The sequence below is a fragment of the Streptomyces olivaceoviridis genome (assembly GCF_014650115.1).
GTDB lineage: Bacteria > Actinomycetota > Actinomycetes > Streptomycetales > Streptomycetaceae > Streptomyces > Streptomyces olivaceoviridis.
On sequence record NZ_BMUI01000001.1, the window covers coordinates 540041 to 563841 of the forward strand.

Annotated in this window: 20 protein-coding genes and 1 pseudogene; 11 read left to right on the forward strand and 10 right to left on the reverse strand. The window is 74.4% G+C overall.

Annotated elements, in window-relative coordinates; genetic code table 11:
* Window positions 1-132: 132 nt before the first annotated feature.
* Window positions 133-516 carry a hypothetical protein gene (locus IE273_RS02460; RefSeq protein ID WP_229887043.1) on the reverse strand — a complete coding sequence of 128 codons (384 nt, stop codon included), beginning with the start codon at window positions 514-516 and terminating at the stop codon, window positions 133-135.
* Here IE273_RS02460 and IE273_RS02465 point away from each other — a divergent pair.
* Complete coding sequence (locus tag IE273_RS02465; protein ID WP_189813439.1) at window positions 506-958, forward strand: hypothetical protein; 453 nt, start codon at window positions 506-508, stop codon at window positions 956-958. The genes IE273_RS02460 and IE273_RS02465 overlap by 11 nt on opposite strands.
* Window positions 959-1536: 578 nt before the next feature.
* On the opposite strand, the gene IE273_RS02470 is transcribed toward IE273_RS02465, so the two are convergent.
* Window positions 1537-1776 (reverse strand): chaplin, encoded by a 240-nt coding sequence (locus IE273_RS02470; protein WP_189813440.1) that lies wholly within the window; start codon window positions 1774-1776, stop codon window positions 1537-1539.
* A gap of 214 nt (window positions 1777-1990) precedes the next feature.
* On the opposite strand from IE273_RS02470, the gene IE273_RS02475 reads away from it, so the two are divergent.
* The 9 genes and pseudogenes from IE273_RS02475 (at window position 1991) to IE273_RS02515 (ending at window position 12612) form a co-directional block, all read left to right on the forward strand.
* Window positions 1991-2338, forward strand: a complete 348-nt coding sequence (locus IE273_RS02475) for a hypothetical protein (protein WP_189813441.1) — start codon at window positions 1991-1993, stop codon at window positions 2336-2338.
* A gap of 57 nt (window positions 2339-2395) precedes the next feature.
* A pseudogene (locus tag IE273_RS02480) lies at window positions 2396-3535 on the forward strand (glycosyltransferase); the annotation flags it as partial.
* 398 nt (window positions 3536-3933) lie between these two features.
* On the forward strand, window positions 3934-5355 hold the full coding sequence (locus IE273_RS02485) for an exopolysaccharide biosynthesis polyprenyl glycosylphosphotransferase (protein ID WP_189813442.1): 1422 nt from the start codon (window positions 3934-3936) through the stop codon (window positions 5353-5355).
* A gap of 3 nt (window positions 5356-5358) precedes the next feature.
* Entirely contained in the window at window positions 5359-6747 is a 1389-nt protein-coding gene (locus IE273_RS02490) for an O-antigen ligase family protein (protein WP_189813443.1), read from the forward strand.
* 521 nt (window positions 6748-7268) lie between these two features.
* Window positions 7269-8930 carry a murein biosynthesis integral membrane protein MurJ gene (gene murJ / locus IE273_RS02495; RefSeq protein ID WP_189813444.1) on the forward strand — a complete coding sequence of 554 codons (1662 nt, stop codon included), beginning with the start codon at window positions 7269-7271 and terminating at the stop codon, window positions 8928-8930.
* Window positions 8914-9675, forward strand: a complete 762-nt coding sequence (locus IE273_RS02500) for a polysaccharide deacetylase family protein (RefSeq protein ID WP_189813445.1) — start codon at window positions 8914-8916, stop codon at window positions 9673-9675. Before murJ ends, IE273_RS02500 begins: the two co-directional genes overlap by 17 nt.
* The gene (locus tag IE273_RS02505) at window positions 9672-10829 is read left to right on the forward strand and encodes a glycosyltransferase (RefSeq protein ID WP_189813446.1); all 1158 of its coding nucleotides are present in this window, start codon (window positions 9672-9674) and stop codon (window positions 10827-10829) included. The genes IE273_RS02500 and IE273_RS02505 overlap by 4 nt, the downstream gene beginning before the upstream one ends.
* A complete protein-coding gene (locus tag IE273_RS02510) occupies window positions 10826-11476 on the forward strand; it encodes a lipopolysaccharide biosynthesis protein (RefSeq protein ID WP_189813447.1) in 651 nt (216 codons plus the stop codon). The genes IE273_RS02505 and IE273_RS02510 overlap by 4 nt, the downstream gene beginning before the upstream one ends.
* Window positions 11473-12612 carry a GNAT family N-acetyltransferase gene (locus tag IE273_RS02515; protein ID WP_189813448.1) on the forward strand — a complete coding sequence of 380 codons (1140 nt, stop codon included), beginning with the start codon at window positions 11473-11475 and terminating at the stop codon, window positions 12610-12612. Before IE273_RS02510 ends, IE273_RS02515 begins: the two co-directional genes overlap by 4 nt.
* On the opposite strand, the gene IE273_RS02520 is transcribed toward IE273_RS02515, so the two are convergent.
* The 4 genes from IE273_RS02520 to IE273_RS02535 all read right to left on the reverse strand — a co-directional run bounded on the left by IE273_RS02520 (window position 12609) and on the right by IE273_RS02535 (window position 15894).
* Window positions 12609-13913, reverse strand: coding sequence for a glycoside hydrolase family 26 protein (locus IE273_RS02520; RefSeq protein ID WP_189813449.1), 1305 nt, complete (start codon window positions 13911-13913; stop codon window positions 12609-12611). The two genes, IE273_RS02515 and IE273_RS02520, sit on opposite strands and share 4 nt — an antisense overlap.
* A gap of 191 nt (window positions 13914-14104) precedes the next feature.
* Window positions 14105-14899 (reverse strand): chaplin, encoded by a 795-nt coding sequence (locus IE273_RS44885; RefSeq protein ID WP_189813450.1) that lies wholly within the window; start codon window positions 14897-14899, stop codon window positions 14105-14107.
* A gap of 120 nt (window positions 14900-15019) precedes the next feature.
* Entirely contained in the window at window positions 15020-15247 is a 228-nt protein-coding gene (locus IE273_RS02530; RefSeq protein WP_058080591.1) for a chaplin, read from the reverse strand.
* Window positions 15248-15495: 248 nt separating this feature from the next.
* Window positions 15496-15894, reverse strand: coding sequence for a rodlin (locus IE273_RS02535; RefSeq protein WP_014672821.1), 399 nt, complete (start codon window positions 15892-15894; stop codon window positions 15496-15498).
* Window positions 15895-16141: 247 nt separating this feature from the next.
* Here IE273_RS02535 and IE273_RS02540 point away from each other — a divergent pair, with 247 nt between their 5' ends.
* Entirely contained in the window at window positions 16142-16546 is a 405-nt protein-coding gene (locus IE273_RS02540; RefSeq protein WP_189813451.1) for a rodlin, read from the forward strand.
* Window positions 16547-16619: 73 nt separating this feature from the next.
* Here the strand turns inward: IE273_RS02540 and IE273_RS02545 are convergent, their stop codons facing one another.
* From IE273_RS02545 to IE273_RS02560, 4 genes are all read right to left on the reverse strand, one after another.
* A complete protein-coding gene (locus tag IE273_RS02545; protein WP_189813452.1) occupies window positions 16620-18542 on the reverse strand; it encodes an AMP-dependent synthetase/ligase in 1923 nt (640 codons plus the stop codon).
* A gap of 105 nt (window positions 18543-18647) precedes the next feature.
* Window positions 18648-20129, reverse strand: coding sequence for a vWA domain-containing protein (locus IE273_RS02550; RefSeq protein WP_189813453.1), 1482 nt, complete (start codon window positions 20127-20129; stop codon window positions 18648-18650).
* A gap of 158 nt (window positions 20130-20287) precedes the next feature.
* Window positions 20288-21142 (reverse strand): ABC transporter permease, encoded by an 855-nt coding sequence (locus IE273_RS02555; RefSeq protein WP_189813454.1) that lies wholly within the window; start codon window positions 21140-21142, stop codon window positions 20288-20290.
* Window positions 21139-23790 (reverse strand): CocE/NonD family hydrolase, encoded by a 2652-nt coding sequence (locus tag IE273_RS02560; protein ID WP_189813455.1) that lies wholly within the window; start codon window positions 23788-23790, stop codon window positions 21139-21141. The genes IE273_RS02555 and IE273_RS02560 overlap by 4 nt, the downstream gene beginning before the upstream one ends.
* Window positions 23791-23801 lie beyond the last annotated feature (11 nt).

Consider the following 23801-nt stretch of genomic DNA (forward strand, 5'->3'; position numbering starts at 1 on the left):
TTTCTTCGGCAACTCACGTCACCCCGGGAATTCTGACGCCCTGCCTAACGATGTCCGGCCGGGGCGGAAACCCCGCACCCAGAAGACATATGAAATTGCCGTACGGTCCCACGGTCCAGGTAATTCCCCACGTCAGCTGGTCGTCGGCTGGCTCGACTCCGCGGGGAGGCTGGGCAGGGAGGGCAGGGATTCCACGCCGGGGGCGGGCGCGTCCTTGCCGAGGAGGGTCGTCCCCAGCAGGTCGACCAGGCCGGACACCACGTCGGCGGCGGACGACAGGACCTGGTCGAGCTGCCCGGTGACCGCCTTCACCAGGTTGTCGATCGCGGTCTGGAGGGAGGAGAGAGCGTCACTGGTCAGGTCGCGGGACGAGGGCAGCTTGGCGATGCCGCCGTGCCGCGTGGCCGCCCGCGCGGCCAGGGCCACCGGCACGGCGGGGGCTGCGTGAGCGACCGGCGAGGCGGGCGTGGTGGGAGCGGTGGAGGCCGCGGGGGAGGTGGCTGCCGTGGGCTTCACCGATGACGTGGAGGAAGTCGCGGGTACGGTGGCTGCCGCGGGCTTGGCCGAGGTCGTCGGGGACGCGGACGCCGTGGGCTTCGCGGGGGCCGCGGACGTGGTGGCCGCTGCCGGCTTGGCGGGCGCCGAGGGAGCCGCGGGCTTCGCGGAACTCGCCGGAGACGCGGACGCCGTGGGCTTCGCGGAACTCGCCGGAGACGCGGACGCCGTGGGCGTAGCCGCCGCCGGCTTCGCCGGTGCCGTGGACGCCGCGGGAGCCGTAGGTGCCGCGGGCTTCCCGGCGTTCGTAGGCGTGGCCGCCGTAGGCTTCGCAGCCGTCGTAGGTGTAGCCGCCGTAGGCTTCGCCGCCACAGTAGGTGTAGCCGCCGTAGGCTTCCCAGCCGTCGTAGGCGTGGTCGTCGGTTCGGTGGCCGGCTTCGCCGCTGTCGTGGGCGTCGTCTGAGCCGCGGGCTTCGCAGGCGTCGTAGATGTCGCCGCCGTGGGCTGGACGGGTGCCGGGTGGACCGCCGCTGTCATCGGGGTGGCCGGCTTCGGGTCGGTGGCGGCCTTGGCGACGGCCGTCTTCGCCGCCTCGCCCAGTCGCCTGGCCTCGTCGGCGGGGAGCTTGCCCCGCTCCAGCGATCGGTTGAGCAGATCGACGACCGGACCGACTGCGGAGTCCGCGTTGCCCAGGGCTCTGACCTGGGCGAGCAGTTTGTCCTTCTCCGCTGCCGAGACGGGCGCCCGGGAGGCGGCACGGTCGTGCTCCCGGGCCGCGTCGGCGGCGACCGCGATCGGGCCGGTGATCCCGACCAGGACGGACGCGCAGAGGACGGTGGACGCGAGACGCCGGGCAGGCAGATCACGCATGGGCGTTCCTTTCGGTGAACAGTGAGACCTGACCCCACCGTCGATTCACCGATCGCTCACCGCAACCGCTCACCTACGTGCGGTGACCCTTCTGAGGGAGCACAAAACCGGCCGTCCACCCCGCGACGGACGAGCGGGACGGGCGGCCGGCCGAAGGGTTGCGCCCCGACGTCAGTCGCTGACGCAGGTGTTGCCGAACGCCGGGTTCAGCAGCGCGATGACGTCCACCGTGTTACCGCACACGTTGACCGGCACGTGGATCGGGACCTGAACGGCGTTGCCCGACAGCACACCGGGCGAGCCGGCGGCGAGTGCGCCCGCACCGGCGTCGGCGGAGGCCACGCCGGCACCGCCGGCGACGGCCGCGACGGCGGCGGAGGTCAGGACCAGGCCCTTCGCGATACGCGACATGGAGAGGTGCTCCTTGGGATCGACACAAACATCCGGGCGGGATGCCCGGCGTTGTGTCAACGCGTGGCGCTCCCCGGGGTTGTGCCGCCAATGGAGTGACGTGCGAACGACACGCCTTCACAACTCCGACACACTTGAGCGGTTTCTGATGATTAGTCCGGTTAGCCGCTAGAGTTGCGGACCTCTCCAGCACGTGTGAAAGGGCTCCGCCGTCATGCGCAAGTTCCCGGGTCCGCCGCTGCGTACGACGGCGGACGCCTCCGCCGCCCTCCCCTGCCGCGGGACGCTCACGCTCTCCCCCGGCCTCCGGCGTACGCCCGTCGCACGGCACGACCCCGCCGCTCCTGCGGACGACGTACCCGACTCCACGATCATCGCACCGGGTGACGTACCCGCCCGGCGGGTTCCGGCCTACGCCGACACGCTCGGCCACGACGGCGACGTGTGCGATCCGGGCCGGGCTCCGCGACGGGACGGTGACCAGCCGGGCTTCCGACTCGTTTCCCACGCGGACGCGGCACGGGCCGGCGTGCTCTTCGCCGCTGCGAACGCCCGGAGGTAACAGGCGCGTTCACGACCGCAGTCCCCAGAGCGCCCCCGTGAGCGAGGTAACCCGCGAATGCACCATCCAGCACCCGGCCTTCGACCCCGGGTCCTGCACCTCACGCAACCCGTCGACGGCGGTGTCGCCCGGGTCGTGCTCGACCTGGCCCGCGCCCAGCTCGCGGCGGGCCTGCGGGTCACGGTGGCCTGCCCGGGCGGCGCACTCGCCGCCGGCCTGCGGGAACTGGGCGCCGACGTCCGGGACTGGCGGGCGAGCCGGTCCCCGGGTCCCGCTCTGCGGGGCGAGGTACGGCGACTCGTACACCTGATCGACGAGGTACGGCCCGAACTGGTGCACGCGCACAGTGCGAAGGCCGGCCTGGCCGCGCGGCTCGCCGTCCGCGGGCGTGTCCCGACCGTGTTCCAGCCGCACGCCTGGTCCTTCGAGGCGGTCGGCGGCCTCACCGCGGGACTCGCCCTGCGCTGGGAGCGGTGGGGGGCGCGCTGGGCGGACCGGGTGGTGTGCGTCAGCGAGGCGGAGCGTGCGACAGGTCTGCGCGCCGGGGTACGCGCGGCGTACGTGGTCATCCCGAACGGCATCGACACGACCCGTTTCGCACCGGCTCCGGCCGGCGGCACTCCCTCGACTTCCGTGGTGGACGGCCAAGGTCGCCCCGTCGACGCCGAAGACCGCCCCCTCGTCGTCTGTGTGGGCCGCCTCTGCCGGCAGAAGGGCCAGGACGTCCTGCTGCGCGCCTGGCAGGACGTCCTCGGTGTGCTGCCCCGGGCGAGACTGGTGCTGGTCGGCGACGGCCCGGACCGGGAGGGCTTACGCCAACAGGCGCCCCCTTCGGTGCAGTTCACCGGTGCCGTGGCCGACCCCGTGCCCTGGTACCGGGCCGCCGACCTGGTGGTGCTCCCCTCGCGCTGGGAAGGCATGGCGCTCGCCCCGCTGGAGGCGCTGGGCTGCGGCACCCCCGTCGTCGTCACCGACGTCGACGGCGCCCGCGAGAGCCTGCCGCCGGCACTCGCCGCGCACTGCCTGGCACCGCCGGAGGACCCCGCGGCGCTGGCCGGCGCGATCACCGCGCTGCTGTCCGACCCACCGCTGCGCGCGGGGCTCGGCGACCAGGGCCGCCGGCACATCCTCTCCGCGCACGACGTACGGCACACCGCCGAACGGATCGCGTCCCTCTACGACGAACTCCTCGGCACCACCGACACGGACTCCGAAACCGCCGACACGGACCCCGGCACCACCGACACCGGCTCCGACACCGCCGACGCAGGCCGCGCCCCCGCCGCCCCAGCCCCCGGCACCAACGTCACCCCCGGCAGCGGCCTCGGCAGCGCCGATGCAGGCTCCGACACAGCGGCCCCGAGCCCCGGCACCACCAACACCGGCTCCGACACCGCCGACGCAGGCCGCGACCCCGCCGCCCCACCTCCCGGCACCGCCGACACAGCCTCCGCCACAGCCCCCGGCACCGTCACCCCAGCCCCCGGCACCGCCGACACCGGCCCCGGCCCCACCGCCCCCGGCCCCACCGGCCCGTCCGGGGCCGGTGAAGCAGCCCGGCCCGTGTCCTCCGAGTGCAGGGAGTCCATCCACTCGTGACTGCGGAAAGCACCGTTCCCTCCCCCGGCTCGCAGCCATGGGACCACGGATTCTCGCCCGTCTCGGTGTTGCCGGCCCGCACCGCCGACGGCTTCCGGTTCCCGGTGCGGCGCCCACCCGTGCGGCCCGCCTCCTCGCTGCCGCTGCTCGCCACCGACCTGTTCGCCGCGCTGGTGGGCGCGGTCGCGCTGGACGAGGCCGCCCGCCGGCCGGTGCTCGTCGCCGCGCTGGTGTCCGGCGCGCTGCTGCTGCGTCCGCACTCCGCGCGACCGGTGCCCGGTGTGCTCGACGAACTCCCCGTGGTGTGCGGGCGGATCGCGGTGGCCTGGCTGGGCCTCGCCGCGCTGCTCGCCGCGTACGACCCCGAGCGCGCCCTCACCGTCCGGACCCTGCTGCTGGGCTGCGCGCTGCACACGGCGGCGGCCGGTGCGGGCCGGGGCGCGGTGTACTGGCGGCGCCGGGTCGGACTGCGCCGCCACCCGCGTCCCGCCCTGGTGATCGGGCCCGCGACGACCGCGCAGCGGGTGGCCGCCGCTCTGCTCCGCCGGCCGGGCTGCGGGGTGCGGCCGGTGGGCGTGGTCGCGGAACACCCGGACGGCACCGGCGGGCTGCCGGTGCTCACCACCGGTGAGGAGGTGGAGCGGGCGCTCATCCAGAACGGGGTCCGGGTCGTCCTCACCGTCCACCCGGCCGTGCGCACGGAGAAGGGGCCGCTGCTGCGGGCGCTCACCGAGTCCGGCTGCACGCTGTGGGAGGTGGACGCGGACAGTCCGGCGTACGAGATGCGCGACCAGCTCGCCGGGTTCGCCGTGCGCCGCCTGGACCTGGGCGCGCGGCGGCGGACGAGCGTGGCCAAGCGGCTGCTGGACATCGCGGTGTCCGGGGCGCTGCTGGTGCTGGTCAGCCCGCTGCTGCTGGTGTGCGCGGTGGTGCTGCGGCTCACCGACGGACCCGGGGTGGTGTTCCGGCAGGAGCGCATCGGCGAGAACGGCCGTCCCTTCACGCTGCTGAAGTTCCGCACCCACCGCCCGGTCGACGAGCACGAGGCGGCCACCCGGTGGAGCGTGGCCGGCGAGCGGAGGATGAACCCGTTCTGCCGGTTCCTGCGGCAGGCGTCGCTGGACGAGCTGCTCCAGCTGTGGAACGTCTTCCTCGGCGACATGAGCCTGGTCGGCCCGCGCCCCGAACGGCCGTACTTCGTCGCCCGGTTCAGCCAGACCTACCCGGGGTACGCGGCCCGCCACCGCATGCGGACCGGCATCACCGGGCTCGCCCAGATCAACGGATTGCGCGGTGACACCTCGATCGAGGACCGGGCCCGTTTCGACAACGCCTACATCGACAACTGGTCGCTGTGGCAGGACGTCTGCATCCTGCTGCGCACCGCCGCCGCGCTGGTGCGGTCCACGGGGAGCTGACCGATGGCGCTCCCCCTGCCGCTCCGGCACCCCGCTCGGCTGTCCCCGCTGCTGCCGGTGCTGCCGGTGCTGCCGGTGCTGCCGGTGGTGGCCGTCGTCGCGCTGCTCGCACTGCCCGTCGCCCCCGGTGAGGAGGGCGGCGCGGGTCCCGCCGACGCGGTGTCCGCGCTGGCCGTCGTCTTCTGCGGGGTACGGCTGCTGCGCGCGCGCCGCCGCCCGCTCACCCGGACCGCGGCGGTCCTCCTCGGTCTGCCGGTGCCCGGTCTGGCGCTGGCCGCGCTGCACGCGGTCTCGCCGGGCGCCGGGCTCACCGGCCTCGGCCGTTACCTCCAGGTCTTCGTCCTGGTCCCGGCCGCCGTCGTGCTCCTCGTCCGTGACCGGGCCGACCTCCGGCTGCTGGCCTGGTCGTTCGTGGCGCTCGGAGGCTGGCAGGGGGCGGTCGGCACGCACCAGTACGTCACCGGCACCGGCGCCTCCTACCAGGGCCAGGACATCCGCGCGGTCGGCACCTTCGGGGTGTCGGACGTGATGGGCATGGCCACGGTGGTGTCGTTCGGGCTGGTGTGCGCGGTGGGTCTGGCGCTCGGCCGGACCTCGGCGCGGGAGCGGACGCTCGCCGTGTGCTGCGCGCTGGCCCTGTCGGTGCCGCTCGCCCTGTCCTTCAGCCGGGGCGCCTGGATCGCGACCGTGGTCACGCTCACCGTGCAACTGGTGCTGTCCGGGCCGCGCCGGGCGCTGAAGGTGGGCGCGGCGGCGGTGGCCGCGTGCGTGGTGCTGGTGGGCGGGCCGGGGGTGGGTACGGCGATGCTCCAGGAGCGGATCGACAGCATCACGCGGGTCGCCGACGCGCCCGACCAGTCGGTCACCGACCGGTACACGATGTGGGCCGCTGCCACCGACATGTGGCGCGACCGCCCGCTGACCGGCGTCGGCCTGAAGGGCTTCCCCGAGTACCGCGACGGGCACGCCTCGCTCGCGCTGTCCTCGGGCAGCGACACCGAGGGCGCGGGAGCCGCGTTCCGCCGGCAGCCGCTGCTGTCGCCGCACAACATGTACCTGCTGGTCCTCAGTGAACAGGGCCTGATCGGTCTGCTGTGCCTCGCGGGCGGCTGGCTCGCGCTGCTGGTGTGCGCGCTGCGCGGCCTGTGGCGGACCCGCGCGGCCGGCGGCCGGGGCCTGGACTGCGCGCTGGTCGCCTGCGGGCTGCTGGTGTGGCAGCTCGTGGACTTCGCGTACGCCGACATCGGCGGCCCGTCGACCGTGCTGACGGCGGTGTGCTTCGGCCTGATCGCCTGGTGGGCGCTGATCGGCGGTGACCAGGTGGACTCCGCGGAGTGCACCGCCGTACCGGCCGGACGGGGCAGCCGGCCCGGGGAGGCGGTACTGCGATGACGGCGTCGGCGCCCCGTACGCCCTCCACGCCCTCCAGGTCCGCCGCGCTCCCGGAGGCCGCCGAGATGACACCGCCCAGAACCGAGGGAATGCCGGCCCCGGAACCCGGCGCGTCCTTCCGCGCGACGCTCGGCACGGATTCGGAGGCCACCGCGCCCCGGCCGACGCTCGGCACGGAACCAGAGGCCCACGCGTCCCGGCGACCGGCGCTCCACGCCGACCCTGGACCCAGCGCGCCCCGGCGACCGGTGCTCGGCCTCGGACCGCAGGCGCACGCGCCCGCCCGGCCGGCACCCGACGCGCAACCGGAACTCGGACCGGCCCGGCCGAAGCGCAGCACGGAACCAGAACCCGGCCCACCCCGGCCAACGCTCGGCGGGGATCCGGAACCCGGTCCGCCCCAGCCAACGCCCTGCACGAACCCACACCCCAGTCCGCCCCAGCCAACGCCCGGCACGAACCCGCACCCCGGGCCGTCCCGGTCGGCGTTCGGCGTGGGGCCGGCAGTCGGTGGCCAGGGAGTGAGCCTGCCCATCGCCCGGCCGGCCGAGGCGGCCACGGTGGCGGGGCCGTTCCACCCCCCGGTGTCCCTTCCTGCCGATCCTGTCGAACACGCGCCGCCCACGCGGCGTTTCCTCGCTCAGGCCACTCTCGTCACCGCCTCGCTCTCCATGGCGGCGGCGCTGCTCGGGCTGGTGCGGGACCAGTCGCTGGCCCGGCTGTTCGGGGCCGGGCGGGACACGGACGCCTTCCTGGTCGCCTGGACGGTGCCGGAGTTCGCGGCCACGCTGCTGATCGAGGACGGGCTGGCCTTCGCGCTGATCCCGGCGTTCAGCATGGCCCTGGCCCGCCGCGCGCAGGGCGCCCCGGGGGATCCGGTGCGGTCGCTGGTGGCCGGCACCCTGCCCCGGCTGGCCCTGGGATTCACGGCGGTCGGGGCGCTGCTCGCGGTGGCCGCGCCACAGTTCGTCGCCGTGCTCGCACCGGGTCTGCCCGACCCCGCTCTCGCCGTGGACTGCACCCGGCTCACCGCGACCTGCGTGCTGAGCTTCGGCCTCGCCGGGTACTCCAGCGCCGCCCTCAGGGCCCACCGCCGCTTCCTGGCACCGGCCGCGATCTACCTCGCGTACAACGTCGGCATCATCACGGCGATGTACGCCCTCGGTGACCGGTGGGGCGTGCGGTCGGCCGCGTTCGGGGTGGCGGCGGGCGGCTGCCTGATGGTGCTGGTCCAGTTCCCGTCCCTGGTACGGCAGTTGGGTCGCCGCCGGACCGGCGGGACGGACGCCGGGGCCCCCGCCGTCGCGCAGCCGCTGGCGGTGCCGCTGCTGGCCACCGTGCTGCTGTTCGCGCTGTGCCGGCAGTCGCAGGTGCTGATCGAACGGTTCCTCGCCTCGGAGCTGCCCGCCGGGGCCATCTCGCACCTGAACTACGCGCAGAAGGTCGCGCAGATCCCGATGACGCTGTCGATGATGCTGTGCACGGTCACCTTCCCGGTGGTGGCGCGGGCGCTGGCCGACGGCGACACGGAGCGGGCCCGGGACCGGGTGGAGCGGGATCTGGCGCTGGCCGGCTGTCTGGTGCTGCTCGGCACGGCCGCCGTCGTGGCCTGTGCCCCGCAACTGATCGGACTGCTGTTCCAGCGCGGCGCGTTCACGGCCCAGGACACCGCGGCGACCGCCGGTGTGATGCGGGTCTACGCGCTCGGTCTGCTCGGCCAGACGCTGACCGGCGTCCTGGTCCGCTCCTACTTCTCGGCGGGCCGCGCCGCCTGGTACCCGGTGGCCGCCATGGCCGCGGGCATCGTCGCGACCTCCTGGACCGGTGCCTGGACGCTGGGGCCCTGGGGGGTCACCGGGATCGCCGCCGCGAACGCCACGGGCATCACCCTCACCGCCGTGCTGCTCCTAGCCGGGATGCGGCGCGGCAGCGTGCCCATCCGGACCGGGCCGGTGCTGCGCGAGCTGAGCCGGCCGCTGCGGGCGGCGGTGGTGGCCACCGTGGCCGGCGGATTCGTGGGGAGCATACCGGCGGGCCCGCTCGCCGGGCTGGCCGCCGGCGGCGCCACGGTGACCGTCGTGTTCGTCCTGCTCGGCTGGGCGCTGGGCGCCCAGGGCTTCGCCCCCGCACTCCGTTCCGTACGCACCCTCACCCGAAAGCTCGCCCATGCCGTCCTTCGTTGAGTCCCCGGCCCCCGCCCGGCACCTCACCCCCGGCCCGGTCCCGTGGATCGCCATGTACCACTCGGTCGGCGACTGCTCCGACGACCCGTACCACCTCACGGTCAGCCCGGACCGGCTGGAGCGGCAGCTGCGCTGGCTGCGCCGGCGGGGGCTGCGCGGCGTGTCGGTCACCGAACTGCTCGCCGCCCGGGCCCGGGGCGAGGGACGGGACCTGGTGGCGCTCACCTTCGACGACGGGTACGCCGACTTCCTCGGCGACGCCCTGCCGCTGCTGACCCGTTGGGGATGCACGGCGACCCTGTTCGTGCTGCCCGGCCGGCTCGGCGGCGACAACGCCTGGGACCCCCTCGGCCCGCGCAAGCCGCTGCTGACCGCCGACGGCATCCGGCGGGCCGCCGCCGCGGGCATGGAGATCGGCTCGCACGGCCTCACCCACGTCGACCTCACCCAGGCCGACGACGCCCTGCTGAAGGCCGAGACCGCCGAGAGCCGGGCGGTACTGGAGGAACTGACCGGCACCCCGGTCACCGGCTTCTGCTACCCGTACGGCACGGTCGACGGGCGTGCCGTGGAGGCCGTACGGGAAGCCGGTTACGCCTACGCCTGCGCCATCGACCCCGGTGAGCTCACCGGGCCGCACGTCCTGCCGCGCGTGTACATCGGGCAGAACGACACCGCCCTACGCCTGTTCCTGAAGTACCGGCTGCACCGGCTGCGCCGGCGGCCCGTCGAGGGGCTGCGGTGAAGGCCCTGCACATCATCACGGGGCTCGGCGTGGGCGGCGCCGAGCAGCAACTGCGGCTGCTGCTGCGGCACCTGCCGGTCGCGAGCGAGGTGGTGACCCTGACCAACCCCGGGCCGGTGGCCGACGGGCTGACGGCCGACGGGGTCCGGGTGACCCACCTGGGCATGGCCGGGAACCGTGACCTGGCCGCGCTGCCCCGGCTGGCCCGGCACATCCGGCACGGCCGGTACGACCTCGTGCACACCCATCTCTACCGGGCCTGCCTGTACGGCCGGATCGCCGCCCGGCTGGCCGGGGTCCGCGCGGTCGTCGCCACCGAACACTCCCTCGGCGACTCGCAGATGGAGGGCCGTCCGCTCACCGCGGGGGTCCGCACGCTGTACCTGCTGGGCGAGCGGCTGGGCCGGTCCACCGTCGCCGTCTCCCCCACGGTCGCCGCCCGGCTCGCCCGCTGGGGGGTGCCCGAGCCGCGCATCGCGGTCGTGCCCAACGGCATCGACCTGGCGCGGTTCGCCTTCGACCCGGACGCCCGCCGGCGCACCCGCGACCGGCTCGGGCTGCCCGCCGACGCGTTCGTCATCGGCGGCGTCGGCCGGCTCATCCCCGGCAAACGCTTCGACCTGCTGATCCGCGCCCTCGCCCGGCTGCCCGCCGGCTGCCGGCTGCTGCTGGTCGGCGGCGGCCCGGAGGAGCCCGCGCTGCGGCGGGCCGCACGGGAGGCGGGGGTCGCCGGGCGGGTGCTGTTCGCCGGGGAGCGGCCGTACCTGCCCGACGGCTCGTCCGGGCCCGCTCTGCCCGCGCTGGCGGCGGCGATGGACGTGCTCGCCGCGCCCTCCCCCGAGGAGGCGTTCGGCCTCGCGGTCGTGGAGGCGCTGGCGGCCGGCCTGCCGGTGCGCTACACCTCCTGCCCCGCGCTGGAGGACCTGCCGCCCGGGGCCGCCCCGCACGCGGTGCGGGTCCCGTGCGACGCCGGCGCCTACGCCCGCGCGCTCGCCGAGGTCCGCGCCGCCGGGCCCGGCCCGCGCACCGCCCCCGAGGCGGCCCGCCACTACTGCGTCACCCGCAGCGCCGCCCGGCTGATGGACGTCTACACGGCGGCGCTCGCCCGCACGGTCCCCCCGTCCCGATCCCCCGAGGGAGTCATCCCGTCATGACCGACAACCGCGTCCACCGCCGCCCCCTGCGTCCCTCCCGTCTCCGTGCCCTGCCGCCCTGGTCGCTGGTGGCGGCCGGTGTCCTCGCGGGTGGCCTGCTGGGCGGCGGGTACGGCGTGCTCAGGGCCCCGGAGTACACGGCGACCAGCTATGTCATCGCCGTCCCCACCGAGCGGTCCGACACCGCCACCGCGCTCGGCTTCGCGCAGGCCTACGGCCGGGTCGCCACCCAGGTCGCGGTCCTCGGCGACGCCCAGGTCTGGGCCGGGGTGCCGGCGGCCACCCTGCGCGACAGTGTGCGCGCCGCGACCTCGCCGGACGCCCCCATGGTCGCCGTGTCCGCCACCTCCGACCGTGCGGCGCGGGCCGCCGACATGGCCAACGCGGTGGCCCGCGCGCTCACCCGGCACGCCGACGCCGCCGAGGCCGACACGCACGTCGAACTCGTGCAGTTCTCCCGCGCGGTGACGCCCGGCGCGCCCACCTCGGCGTCCGCCGGGGTGACCGGACTCGTCGGGGCGAGCGCGGGCGGGCTGCTCGGCGCCCTGGCACTGCTGGTCCGCCCGAGACGGCGGCAGGAGGAGACGCTCCGCGCGGCCTCGGTGCCCGGTCCGGCCCTGGCCGCCGACGCGCACGGCCAGCTGTGACCGCCACCTACCCGGCGGGCCTCGCCCGTCCCACCAGCCACCCGGAACTCGTCACCGAACTCGTCACCGACGAGGACGCCTTCGCGGCGCTGGGCCCCGCCTGGGGACGCCTGCACGCGCGGTGCGCCACCGCGACCCCGTTCCAGAGCCATGCCTGGCTGTACTCGTGGTGGCGGTCGTACGGCCGGCGCGGGCGGCTCCGGCTGCTCGTGGTGCGCGCGGGCCGGGAGCTGGTGGCCGTCGCGCCGCTGATGCTGGTCCGCCGGCCGCTGCCCGCGCTGGTGCCGCTCGGCGGGACGATCTCCGACTACACGGACGTGCTGCTGGACGACGGCGACGACGGGCGGGCGGCCGGCGCGCTCACCGAGGCGCTCACGGACGCGGCGCGCACGGCGCTGGTCGACTTCCGCGAGGTGCGCCCGGGCGGTGCGGTGGAAGGGGTCTACGACCGCTGGCGCGGGCCGCGCCGCACGCTCCGCGACTCGCCGTGCCTGGAACTGCCCGCCGTGTCCATGGAGGAGCTGATCGCCCGGCTGCCGTCGAAGAAGTCGGCGCAGCGGGTGCGGGCCAAGCTGCGCCGGCTGACCGCGCTGGGCGTGCAGCGGCGGACGGTGGGCCCGGAAGAGGTCGACGCGGCGCTCGACCGGCTGCTGGAGCTGCACCGGATGCAGTGGCAGGGGCGCAAGGTGACGAGCGAGCATCTGCGGCCCAGGTTCCGCGAGCACCTGGTGCGCGCGGTGGGTCCGATGGTGCGCTCGGGGGACGCGGTGGTCACCGAGTTCCGGCTCGGCGACGAGGTGGTGGCCGTCGACCTGACCCTGCTCTCGGGCAGCCTGGCCGGCGGCTACCTCTACGGCGCGCATCCGGGCCTGCGGCAGCGGAAGGCGGACGTGGCGGTGATACTGCTGGACGCCTGCACCGAGCACACGGGTGGCGGCCTGCGCGGCACGCTGAGCCTGCTGCGCGGCGACGAGCCGTACAAGCACCACTGGCGGCCCGAGCGGGTCGTCAACCGGCGGCTGCTCATGGCCCGGCGGCGCACCGCACCGCTGCTGACCGCCGCGCTGTGCGACGCGACCGTCCGGCAGCGGGGCCGGGAGGCGTTGCAGCGGTGGCGGGAACGGGAGCGGGGCTAGCGGGTCCGCGACCACCAGTCGAAGGGAAGGCAGAGGTCTGTGCCGAGCCAGTACCCGGCCCAGTCGCCCAGGCCCAGCGGCGAGCAGTCGGCCGGGGGCTCGGTGGTGGGCACCGGCGTGGGGGCCGGGGGCGGTGTGGGCAGCGGGGCGGGCTGCTCGGTGCGGCCGTACAGGGCGGCCCGGTAGATCCGTGACGAGCGGGGATTGGCCGAGCACTGCCACACGCCGTGCGGGCAGTAGTCGGTCAGCGTGTTGTACAGCGGCTTGTGCGCGTCGATCCAGTCGAGCATGCGCCGCATGTACTCGGCGTTGTCACCGTTGCGGAAGAGCCCCCACTCCGGATAGGAGATGGCCTTGCCGTGGGCCTTCGCGAAATCCACGTGCTGCTGGAGGCCGTACGGCTCGGTGACCTGGTCGTCGAAGGACAGCCCGCTCGGCTGGTCGTAGGAGTCCATGCCGATGATGTCGACCGTGGCGTCCCCGGGATAGCACTCCGTCCACGGTACGGCGTCCCGGCCGCGGCTCGGCGCGAAGTCGAACCGGAACTTCTGTCCCGGCACCGAGCGCATGACGGCGACGATCCTGTTCCAGTACGTCTTCCATGCCTCGGGGTCCGGTCCGCAGCGGTGGGTGTAGGTGGTGCCGTTCATCTCCCAGCCGAGCACGATCACCGTGTCCGGCACCCTCAGTTCCACCAGCCGCTGGGCGAGGGCCCTGAAGTGGTGGTCGAACGCGCCGTCCGCGGCCTGCCGCAGCAGCCACCGCACCTGGACGTCCGAGAGGCCCTCCTCGTTGCGCTCCTGCATCGGCACGTTGAGGACGAGTGTCCGGTCCGCCTTCTCGTGCCGCCACCGCGCCCATACGTCCAGGAAGCCGGGCGCTCCCTCGATGTCCCGCCAGCGGTCGCCGGGCAGATAGGTGTGGGCGACCTTCAACTCGGTCCCGCCGAGCCACTGACTCACCTCGGCCATGCGCGCGACACCGCGCGGCCCGGAGTCGAGGAACACCCCGAAGTCCGCGACGGCCCGACCGGACGCGGGAGGCACCGGACTCTGCGACGGGGTGGCGGGAAGCGGGACGGGCGGTGTCACCGGTGCGGGAGCCGGTGGAACGGGCGGGGTGGAGGTGGCCGCCGGGGTCGTCGGAGTCATCGGGAGCGGGGTGAGCGGGACGGCGGCGCGCGCCGTCCCGGGGCCCGCGCTGAGCCCGGGGCCGGCCGCCAGGGTGACCGACGCGACGATCACCGCCGCGAGGACGGCGACCGGCCGCCCGGACCGGGCCCTGCGCTGTCGCGGAGCCATGCCCGCTCCTTTCCCCACTGCCCTTCGAAGTCCCGCCCCGCGCCATCCGGCACCTGACGCGGGGTCATATCAATACGGCCCGGCCGGCTGGGCGTGCGTGGGGGGCGGGCCGGGATGGCGCCGGTACGGCGAGTGGCGTGGGGGCCGGGCGCGGTCGGGTGCCGGGCCCTCGGTCCGGCACCCGGTGCGCGCTAGCGACGGGAGGCGGACCGCCCTCGCCGGTACAGGACGGCACCGGCCGCGATCAGGGCGGCGCTCGCGGCCGAGGTCGCGATCATGGCCGGGCCGTCACCACCGGTGTGCGCGAGCACGGGCGGCTCCTCGGGGTACTCCCCGCCAGGCGGCGTGGCGTGACCACCACCGGGGGGCGTGCTCTCATCGCCGCCGTACGGCGGCCGGGTGGTCTCCTCCCCGCCGTACGGGGGCCGGGCGGTCTCCTCCCCGCCGTAGGGGGGCGGGGTCGTCTTGCCGCCGCCGTACGGAGGCGGGGTCGTCTCCTCGCCGCCATACGCAGGCGGAGTCGTCTTGCCACCGCCGTACGGAGGGGCGGAGTGGCCGTCACCATACGAAGGCGCGGAGTGGCTGCCGCCGGAGGGAGGCGCGGAGTGGTGGCCGCCCGAGCTGCCGTACCCGGAGTCGCCCGAGTCGCCGTACCCCGTGTTCCCCGAAGCACCGTGACCCGAGTTCTGCGAACCGCCGTTCCCGGAGCCGGTGTGCTCCTCGTCGGCGCTTTCGCTCCGCCGGACCTGCGTGGCGCAGGAGTTGGCGAACGCCGGGTTCAGCGCGGCGGCGGCGTCGACGGAGTTGCCGCAGATGTTGACCGGGATGTTCACGGGGACCTGGATGGTGTTCCCGGACAGCACCCCGGGGGAACCCTGCGCGGCACCGTGCGCGTCGGAGTCGGCGAGTGCGGAGCCGCCGTACAAGGACAGCACGCCGGTCGCGGCGGCGGCCACGGCCATGCCCTTGCTGAGTGTCTGTCGCAATCTCGTGGTCTTTCCTGCTCGAAGAAGTGGGAAGGCCGGCCCCGGAGCGCGGAATCGACGGATCGGCGGTCCGGGGCCGGCCAGTGCGCAGCCGGTGGGGGCTGGTACCTCGGGCGGATCTCAGTCGTTGGCGCAGGCGTTGCCGAGCGCCGGGTTCAGCAGCCCGATGACGTCCACCGTGTTGCCGCACAGGTTGACCGGCACGTGGATCGGAACCTGGATCACGTTGCCGGACAGGAAGCCGGGGGAGTTCGCGGCGGTGCCCTGGGCCCCGGAGTCGGCGAAGGCGGGTCCGGCCATACCCAGGGCCAGGAGGACGCCCGCAACGGCAGCAACGGTCTTCTTCATGAATGTTCCCTTCTCTGGGGCCATGCCCCATTGACGGCCAGAACCGTGTGAGCACGACGTGAACGGTCGCGGCACGGAACGAGAGATTGACACAACAGGACACCGCGGAACGCGGACCGCGCGACAATCACTCGATCGCACCGCTCTCTCACGCGTTTTCCCTCGCCCTTCCTCGCCGAAATACGTGGAAAAAGGCCCGGGAAGTCCGCGGACAACGCAGCGGACGACCCGGGCCCTGCCAGTTCGGCTCAGCCTTCGCCGTTGGCCGAGAGGACCGACAGGTCCTCCAGGACGTGCGAGACCGCACCGTCGCGCTTGGCGTTGGTGGAGTTGTCGTTGCACTGCTGCTGCAGGTGGTCCGACAGGATCGGGATGTCCTGGGCGGTGACGCCGATGAGCGCGTCGACGGCGACGTCGACGTCCTGGACACCGACACACGGCTTGTTGAGCGAACCCTGCACCAGCGAGAGCTGCGGGCTCATGTCGCCCTTGGTCGCCGAGTTGCCCCACGACGACGCGGCGCCGTTGCCATTCGCGACGGTCGGTCCGTCGTCGTTGCCGATGGCAAGCGCCTGCGGCGCGGCCGCCACCGCCATTCCCACGACAGAAGCGGCGGTCGCGGCGGCGACCATTGCCTTCTTGAGCACTTCGCGTTCCTTTCCTCGTAGCGACGCATGCCCTACGGCCTCATCAACCCGGTGCACCAGGAATGGTTCCGCTGATTCACTCGGTTGGAGCGTAATTGCCCGGGGGGTGACGAGAAGCCATCAATCCGAAAAGCACACCACCAGCCCACCGCATCGGCCGACGGAGTGAACGGGAGAAACCAGGATGGGTCAGCGAAGTTGACCAGTGCGCTCCGGTGGACGGGGTTTCCTCAGAAAGGACTGGCCAGTGATCAAGAAGATTGTTGCCACTGCGGCCGTCGCCGCTTCCGCCATGGGCGCCTCCGCCGCCGCGGCACCGCAGGCGCTGGCGCTCGGGAACGACAGCGGCCCGACCGCCGCCAATGGCAACGGTGCTTGGCAGAGCTACGGCAACTCGGCCACGTACGGGAACATGAGCCCGCAGATCGCCCTGATCCAGGGCTCTTTCAACAAGCCGTGCATCGCCCTGAACGACATTCCGGTCGGCGTCGGCGCCCTCATCGGTGTCAACGTTCAGGACATCCCGATCCTCTCGGACCACATGCAGCAGCAGTGCACCGAGAACTCCTCGAACGTCAAGCGCGACGGCGCGCTGGCGCACCTGCTGGAGGACGTGTCGATCCTGTCCGAGAACTCCGAAGCCGGTCACTGATCCCGGTCCCTGGAGCGGGTCGCCGAGCCCTCGGCGGCCCGCTTCGGCGTGTCCGTGGCACCCGGCGGGCGTGTCAGCGCCGGTACAGCGCCTCGATCTGCTCCGCGTACGCGGCCGTCACCGCGTGCCGCTTCACCTTCAGCGACGGGGTCAGCAGCCCGTTCTCCTCGGTGAACTCGCCCTCGACCAGCGCGAACGCCCGGATCGACTCGGCGCGGGAGACCGCCTCGTTGGCGTGGTCGACCGCCTTCTGCACCTCGGCGCGCAGCCGCTCGTCGCGCACCAGCGTGGACAGCGGGGTGTCCGGTGGCAGCTTCCGTACGGACAGCCAGTGGGCGACCGCCTCCGGGTCGAGGGTGATCAGCGCGGCGACGAAGGGCCGGTTGTCGCCGACGACCAGGCACTGGCCGACCGGTGAGCGGCTGCGCAGCCGGTCCTCCAGGACGGCCGGGGAGACGTTCTTGCCGCCGGAGGTGATGAGGATGTCCTTCTTGCGGCCGGTGATGCTGAGGTAGCCGTCGTCGTCCAGCACGCCGAGGTCACCGGTCGCGAACCAGCCGTCGTGCAGTGCGGCGTCCGTGGCGGCCGGGTTGTTCCAGTACGACGCGAAGACCACCCCGCCCTTGATCAGCACCTCCCCGTCGTCGGCGAGGCGGACGCGGACGCCCGGCACCGGCCGGCCGACCGTGCCGGGGCGGGGGCTGAGCGGGGGCACGATCGTGGCGGCGGCGCTGGTCTCGGTCAGGCCGTAGCCCTCGTAGACGACGATGCCGGCCGCGAGGAAGAACAGGTTGAGGTCGCGGTCCAGCGGGGAGCCGCCGCTGATGGCGTACCGCGTCCGGCCGCCCAGTTCCTTGCGGATGCGGCGGTAGACCAGCAGGTCGTACAGCGCCCAGGCGGCGTACAGGCCCGGCCTCGGGCCCTTGCCGGTGCCGAGGAACTTCCGCAGGTGGGCCTCGCCGAAGCGGACGGCGACGCGTTCGGCACGGTCGAAGGAGGCGGCCCGGCCGAGTTTCTCCGCGGTGGCCCGCCCGGTGTCGTGGATCTTCTCGAAGAGGTACGGCACCCCGACCAGGAAGGTGGGCCGGAACTCCTTGAGCGCGGGCCGCAGTTCGTCGGGCTTCACGCTCGGGAAGTGGCCGGTCTCGATGCGGGCCAGCAGACAGGCGAGCTGGAGGGTGCGGCCGAGGATGTGGGCGAGCGGCAGGAAGAGCAGGGTGGAGGCGGCCTGACCGGTGACCGCCCGGAAGACCGGGTGCAGCAGCCCGACGGTGCCCGCGGCCTCGGCGTGCAGGTTGGCGTGGGTGAGGACGCAGCCCTTGGGGCGTCCGGTGGTGCCGGAGGTGTAGCAGAGGGTGGCGATGGTGTCGGGGCCGAGTGCCCCGCGCCGCTTGGCGAGTTCGTCGTCGGGGAGGTCCCGGCCGAGGACGGTGAGGTCGGCGAGGGCGTCGGCGTCGAGTCGCCACAGGCGCGGGAGGTGCGCGTGGCCGGCCGTGCCGGTGGTGACGGTGGCGGCGTTCGCGGCGGTCTCGGTGACGGCGAACCTGGCACCGGAGTCGCGGACGATCCACTCGACCTGCTCGGCGGAGGAGGTCGGGTAGACCGGCACGGACTGGCCGCCGGCCGCCCAGATCGCGAAGTCCAGGACGGTCCACTCGTAGCGGGTGCGGGACATCACCGCGACCCGGCCGCCGGGTTCGAGCCCGGCGGCGACGAGCCCCTTGGCGACGGCGGCGACCTCGGCGGCGAAGGCGGACGCCGTCACCGGGTGCCAGGCACCGTCGCGGTCGCGGCGGCGCAGCAGCACCGCGTCGGGGGTCTCGGCCGCGTGCGTGAACGGCAGGTCGGCCAGGGAACCGGTGGTGAGCGGGGGTGCCAGGGGCGCGGCGCGCACCTCGCGGACCACGCCCAGGGGGTCGCGGACGATCTCCACCGCGGCGCGGTCCACGAGGTCGGTGCGCTGCCGTGCCCGTTTCAGATCCCTGCGTACGCCCATGACGGCTCCCGGTGGCGGTGCGTGGCCTGCCCAAGGTTCCTACCGATGGGTCAACTTACTCACAAGTAAGGAAAGGTCAATGGGGCCCGCGGGGGTCGCTCCACGTCACTCCACGGGGTCCGTGCCGCTCGCCTGGCGGATGGCGTCGGCGAGGCCGCGTACGTCGGCGTCCTCGGTGGTGCGGGCCAGCCCGGCGGCCCTGCGGGCGAGGCCGGTCAGGCCGGGGGCGCCGGGGAGGGCCGGGCGGTCCGCGGAGCCGGTGCGCAGGGCGTCGGCGAAGTACGCGGCGACCGCGGTGACCTGGAAGCGGGGGCTCGCCCGCCAGACCGAGCCGGCCAGGGCCCCGGTCTCCAGGGCGCCCGACGCCTCGTGCGGGTCGCGGGTCCCCGGGTCGAGCCAGCGGACGGTGGCGGTGGCGAGGTGACCACGGGCGCCGTGCCGGATGTGGACGGCGTACAGGGCGGTGACGGTGTGCCCGGGGCCGACCTCGCCGCCGTCGACCCGGTCGTTGCGGAAGTCCCGGTCGGCGACCTCGCGGTCGTCGTAGCCGATGAGGCGGAAGTCGGTGACGGTGTGCGGGTCGAAGGCGACCTGGGCCTTGGCGTCCCGGGCGGTCAGCTCGATGTTCCGCGGGAGCTGCCCGGCGAAGACCTTGTCGGCCTCCCCGGGATCGGAGACGTACACGGTGTGGCCGTCGCCCCGGTCGGCGAGGCGCTCCATGAGGGAGTCGCCGTAGGTGCTGCCGACACCGACGCCGAAGAGGGTGATGCCGTGTTCGCGGCGGGCGTCGTCGATCCGGCGGAGGATCGCGTCCGCGCTGGTCTCGCCCGTGTTGGCGAGGGCGTCGGAGACGAGGACGACCCGGTTGGTGGCCCCCTTGCGGGCGCCCTCCACGGCGGTGGCGTAGCCCTCCTCGACCCCCGCGCCGAGGTTGGTGGAGTTCTGCGGCTCCAGGGTGTCGATGGCGTCGCGTACGGTGCCGCGGTGGCCGCCGAGCCGGGTCATCGGCAGCACGGTCTCGGCGTCCCCGCTGAAGGTGACGAGGGCGACGGAGTCGTCGTCGCGCAGCCGATCCGTCAGGGTGGTCAGGGCGTGCTGGGCGAGGTCCAGGCGTCCGGGTTCGCCCATGGAGCCGGATGTGTCGATGACGAAGGTGAGCGCGGCGGGCGGGCGGTGCGCGTCCGGCGCGGCGGGCCGGGTGGCGAGGCCGACCCGGACCAGGGACCAGTCCGGCTCGCCGGTGCGGGCGCCGTCGACGGTGACCGTGAAGCCGTTGCCGTCGGGCCGCCGGTAGTCCTGGCGGAAGCTGTTGACGAACTCCTCCGGGCGGACGGTCCCGGGATCGGGCCTGCGGCCGTCGGCGAGGGTGCGGCGGGCGTAGGTGTAGGAGGCGGTGTCGACGTCCAGCGCGAAGGTGGACAGCCGGCCGCCGGCGTCCTGCCGGACCACGCCGGACCCGCCGTCGCGGGCCTTCTCGTCGGCCTTCTGCGCGGCGCCGCCCGCGCTGCACGCCGTCAGCAGCAGCCCGCCCGCGGCCGTGAGCGCGAGCAGCGCCCGCCGTGCCCGGTGGTCCCCGTACCGCTCCATCTGGTCCTCCCCGTCTGCCCGTTGGCGCCGGACGTGTGCGTCCGCTGCCGACTGTGACGGGGCGGGGACCCGGAACGTGCGTCCCGGGGAGTTGCGGATGGATCTCGAACCGGCCACGGCGGCGGCCCGTCGTGACCGGCGGGTGACGCGCCGGTGACCTAGGAGACGACGTCCTTGCGGGCGAAACCCCGGAAGGCCAGGGCGAACAGCACCAGGGCGTACGTTATGGAGAGCGCGGTGCCCTGGATCATGCCGGACCACTCGGGGCGGGGCTGGACGGCGTCGGCCCACGCGAACTGCCAGTGCGCGGGCAGGAAGTCACGCCAGTGGCCGAGGGCGGTGACGGCGTCCAGGACGTTGCCCACGATGGTCAGTCCGACCGCGCCGCCGACCGCGCCGAGCGGGGCGTCCGTCCTGGTGGACAGCCAGAACGCCAGCCCGGCGGTGACCAGCTGGGACACGAAGATGTACGCCACGGCCACCAGGAGCCGCTGGGCCGCCGTCCCCGTGTCGAGCACGCCGCCGGTCGGTATCTGAAGCGGGCCCCAGCCGTAGGCGGCCGTGCCGGCGGCGAGCGCCACGAGCGGCAGCAGCACCATCGCGGCGAGGCTCATCCCGAGCGCCACCACGAGCTTGGACCACAGCAACCGGGCCCGGGGCACCGGCGCGGCGAGCAGATAGCGCAGCGACGACCAGCTCGCCTCCGAGGCGACCGTGTCCCCGCAGAACAGGGCGACCGGGATCACCAGCAGGAAGCCCGCCGAGACGAACAGGTTCACGGCGGCGAAGTTGGCGCCGGAGGCGGTGGCCGTGTCCATCAGGGTGACCTGGTTGTTCCGGCCGCCCGGGTCGCCGCCGATCGCGAAGGCGATCAGCAGCACGAACGGCAGTACGGCCAGGACGGCGCCCATGACCAGCGTGCGGCGCCGCTTGAGCTGGCGGACCAGCTCGACCCGCAGCGGCAGGGTGCGCCCCGCCTGGTAGCCGGAGGCGACCTCGGTGAGCGTGCTCATGCGGAACCTCCGATCAGGGTGAGGAAGGCGTCTTCCAGGCGGCGGTGCGGGCCGACGGAGGCGACCGGCACCTCCAGCCGCACCAGCTCCACGACCAGCCGCTCGGCGGTGCCGCCGGGGTCCAGCCGGATCAGCAGCCCGTCGTCGGTGCGCACGGCGGAGGCGACGCCGTCCAGCGCGCCCACCTTCTCCACCACGGGCTCCTGCACCGGTACGGCGGTGCCGACCAGCAGGGTGTCGCCGGAGCCGACGATCTCCCGGACCGGGCCCGCCTGCACCAGTCGGCCGCGGTCCATCACCACCAGGTGGGTGCAGGACTGCTCCACCTCGGCGAGGAGATGGCTGGAGACGATCACCGTACGGCCGCCGGCCGCGTAGCGGATCATCACCTCGCGCATCTCGCGGATCTGGGGCGGGTCCAGGCCGTTGGTGGGCTCGTCGAGGATGAGCAGGTCGGGCAGGCCCAGCATGGCCTGGGCGATGGCGAGGCGCTGCCGCATGCCCTGCGAGTACGTGCGGACCGCGCGGGCGAGCGCGTCGCCGAGCCCGGCGATCTCCAGGGCCTCGTCCAGGTGGGCGTCCGCGGGCGGACGGCCGGTGGCCCGCCAGTACAGCTCCAGGTTCTCCCGGCCGGACAGGTGGGGCAGGAAGCCGGCGCCCTCCACGAACGCGCCGACCCGGGAGAGCACCGACGCGCCGGGCCGGATGGCGTGGCCGAAGACGCGGATCTCGCCGGCGTCCGGCCGGATGAGGCCCATCAGCATGCGCAGGGTGGTGGTCTTGCCCGCGCCGTTCGGTCCGAGCAGGCCGAGGACCTGGCCCTTCTCCACCCGGAAGGAGAGGTCCCGGACGGCGTACCGGTCGGTGGACCCGGCGTACCGCTTGCTCAGGTCCGTGATCACCAGCGGGACCTCGGCCAGCGCGGGGTCGGGCGCAGGGGCGGCCGTCCGGCGGCGGGTGGTGAGCAGCAGGGCGAGGGCGGCGACCGCGCCGGCCACGGGCAGCCACCAGACCCAGGCCGGCAGGGGCGCGGCGGCGGTGGTGACGGAGGGGGCCGTCGGCACGCTCAGGCCTCCCTTCAGGGAGACGGTGTAGGTGGCCGGGGCGGCCGGGGAGGCGTAGCCGAGGTCGGTGGAGGCGAGGACCAGGCGGAGCCGGTGGCCCTTCTGCACCTCGTGGTCGATCGCCGGGAGCGTGACGGTGACGTCCTTGCCCGTCTTGGCGCCGGTCACCCGGAAGGGGGCGACGAGCTGGGCGGGCAGCACCTGCCGGGTGCCGTCGGGGCCGACGTCGTAGACCTTGCCGAACAGGACGGCGTCGTCGCGGGTGGAGGTGATGTGCACGGTGGCGGTCGGGGTGCCGGTGATGCGCAGGTCGCGGGTGAGCGGCGCCGAGTCGAACCGGGCGTACTGGCCGGGGAAGTCCAGGGAGACGCCGACGCCGAGCGCGGAGAGCTGGGCGAGGCCGCCGGAGCCGCCGAGGCCGGGCAGCGCGGAGACGCCGGGCGGGCTGGCCCCGGCCGGGTTGGCGACGCGCTGCGTGCCGCCGGTGAGGGCGATGGTGCGCGGATGGTCGCGCAGGCCGGGATAGGCGGCGGCGCTCGCGCCGCGCAGCCGGGCGGTGCCGTCGGTGGAGTCGACGCCGCCGGTGCGGGTGATCCGGAAGGCCGGGCCGGTGTCGGTGCCCCGGTCGCCCTTCAGGTAGCGGTCGAACCACGCGCGCACGCGTGTCTCGACCCGGCTGGTCTCCATGTCGCCGCCGTCGTGCCCGCCGGCGATCCAGTCGACGTCGACGGGGGCGCCGTTCGCGCGGATCGCCTTCTCGGCGGCGTCGGCCTGGCCCAGCGGGAACAGCGAGTCCGTCTGCCCCTGCACCAGCAGCGTGGGCACCTTGATGCGGTCGCCGACCGCCGACGGTGAGCGTTCCTCCAGCAGCTTGCGGGCGGCCGGGTCCGGGGTGCCGGACTCGGCGACCCGGTCGTACATCCGGCACAGCGCGGGCTCGAACTTCGCGCAGCCCCCGCCGGTGTTCACGAAGACGCCGGCCCACAGCTTCTTGAACACGTCGTCCGGGAAGAGGGCGTCCGCGAGGTTCCAGTAGGTGATGGCCGGGGCGATGGCGTCGACCCGGTGGTCGTACCCGGCGGCGAGCAGGGAGATCGCGCCGCCGTAGGAGCCGCCGGCCACGCCCACGCGCGGGTCGCCGGGCTTGTCGAGCCGCACCTGGGGCTGCCTGGCCAGCCAGTCGATGAGCCGGGAGGCGTCGGCGACCTCGCCCTTCGGGTCGTTCAGGCCGATCTTCCCGGTCGAGCCGCCGAAACCGCGCGCGGACCAGGTCAGGACCGCGTACCCGTCCCGGGCGAGGTCCTCGGCCTGCCGGCGCATGTCGTCCTTGCTGCCGCCGAAGCCGTGCGCGAGCAGGACGGCGGGGTGCCGGCCGGCGTCGGCCGGGGTGAAGTACGAGGTGTCCAGGCGCACCCCGTCGACCGCCATGACCTGGTCGCTGCGGCGCACGGCCCGCGGGTCGTCGGAGGCGACGGCCGCCGTCCACGTCCCGGCGCCGGCGAGCACCACGACGGCGGCCCCGGCGGCCAGGAGCCGGCGGGGCCGCCGTAGCAGGCTGCGCAGGGCGGGCGGTCGAAGATCCATGCGTCAACGGT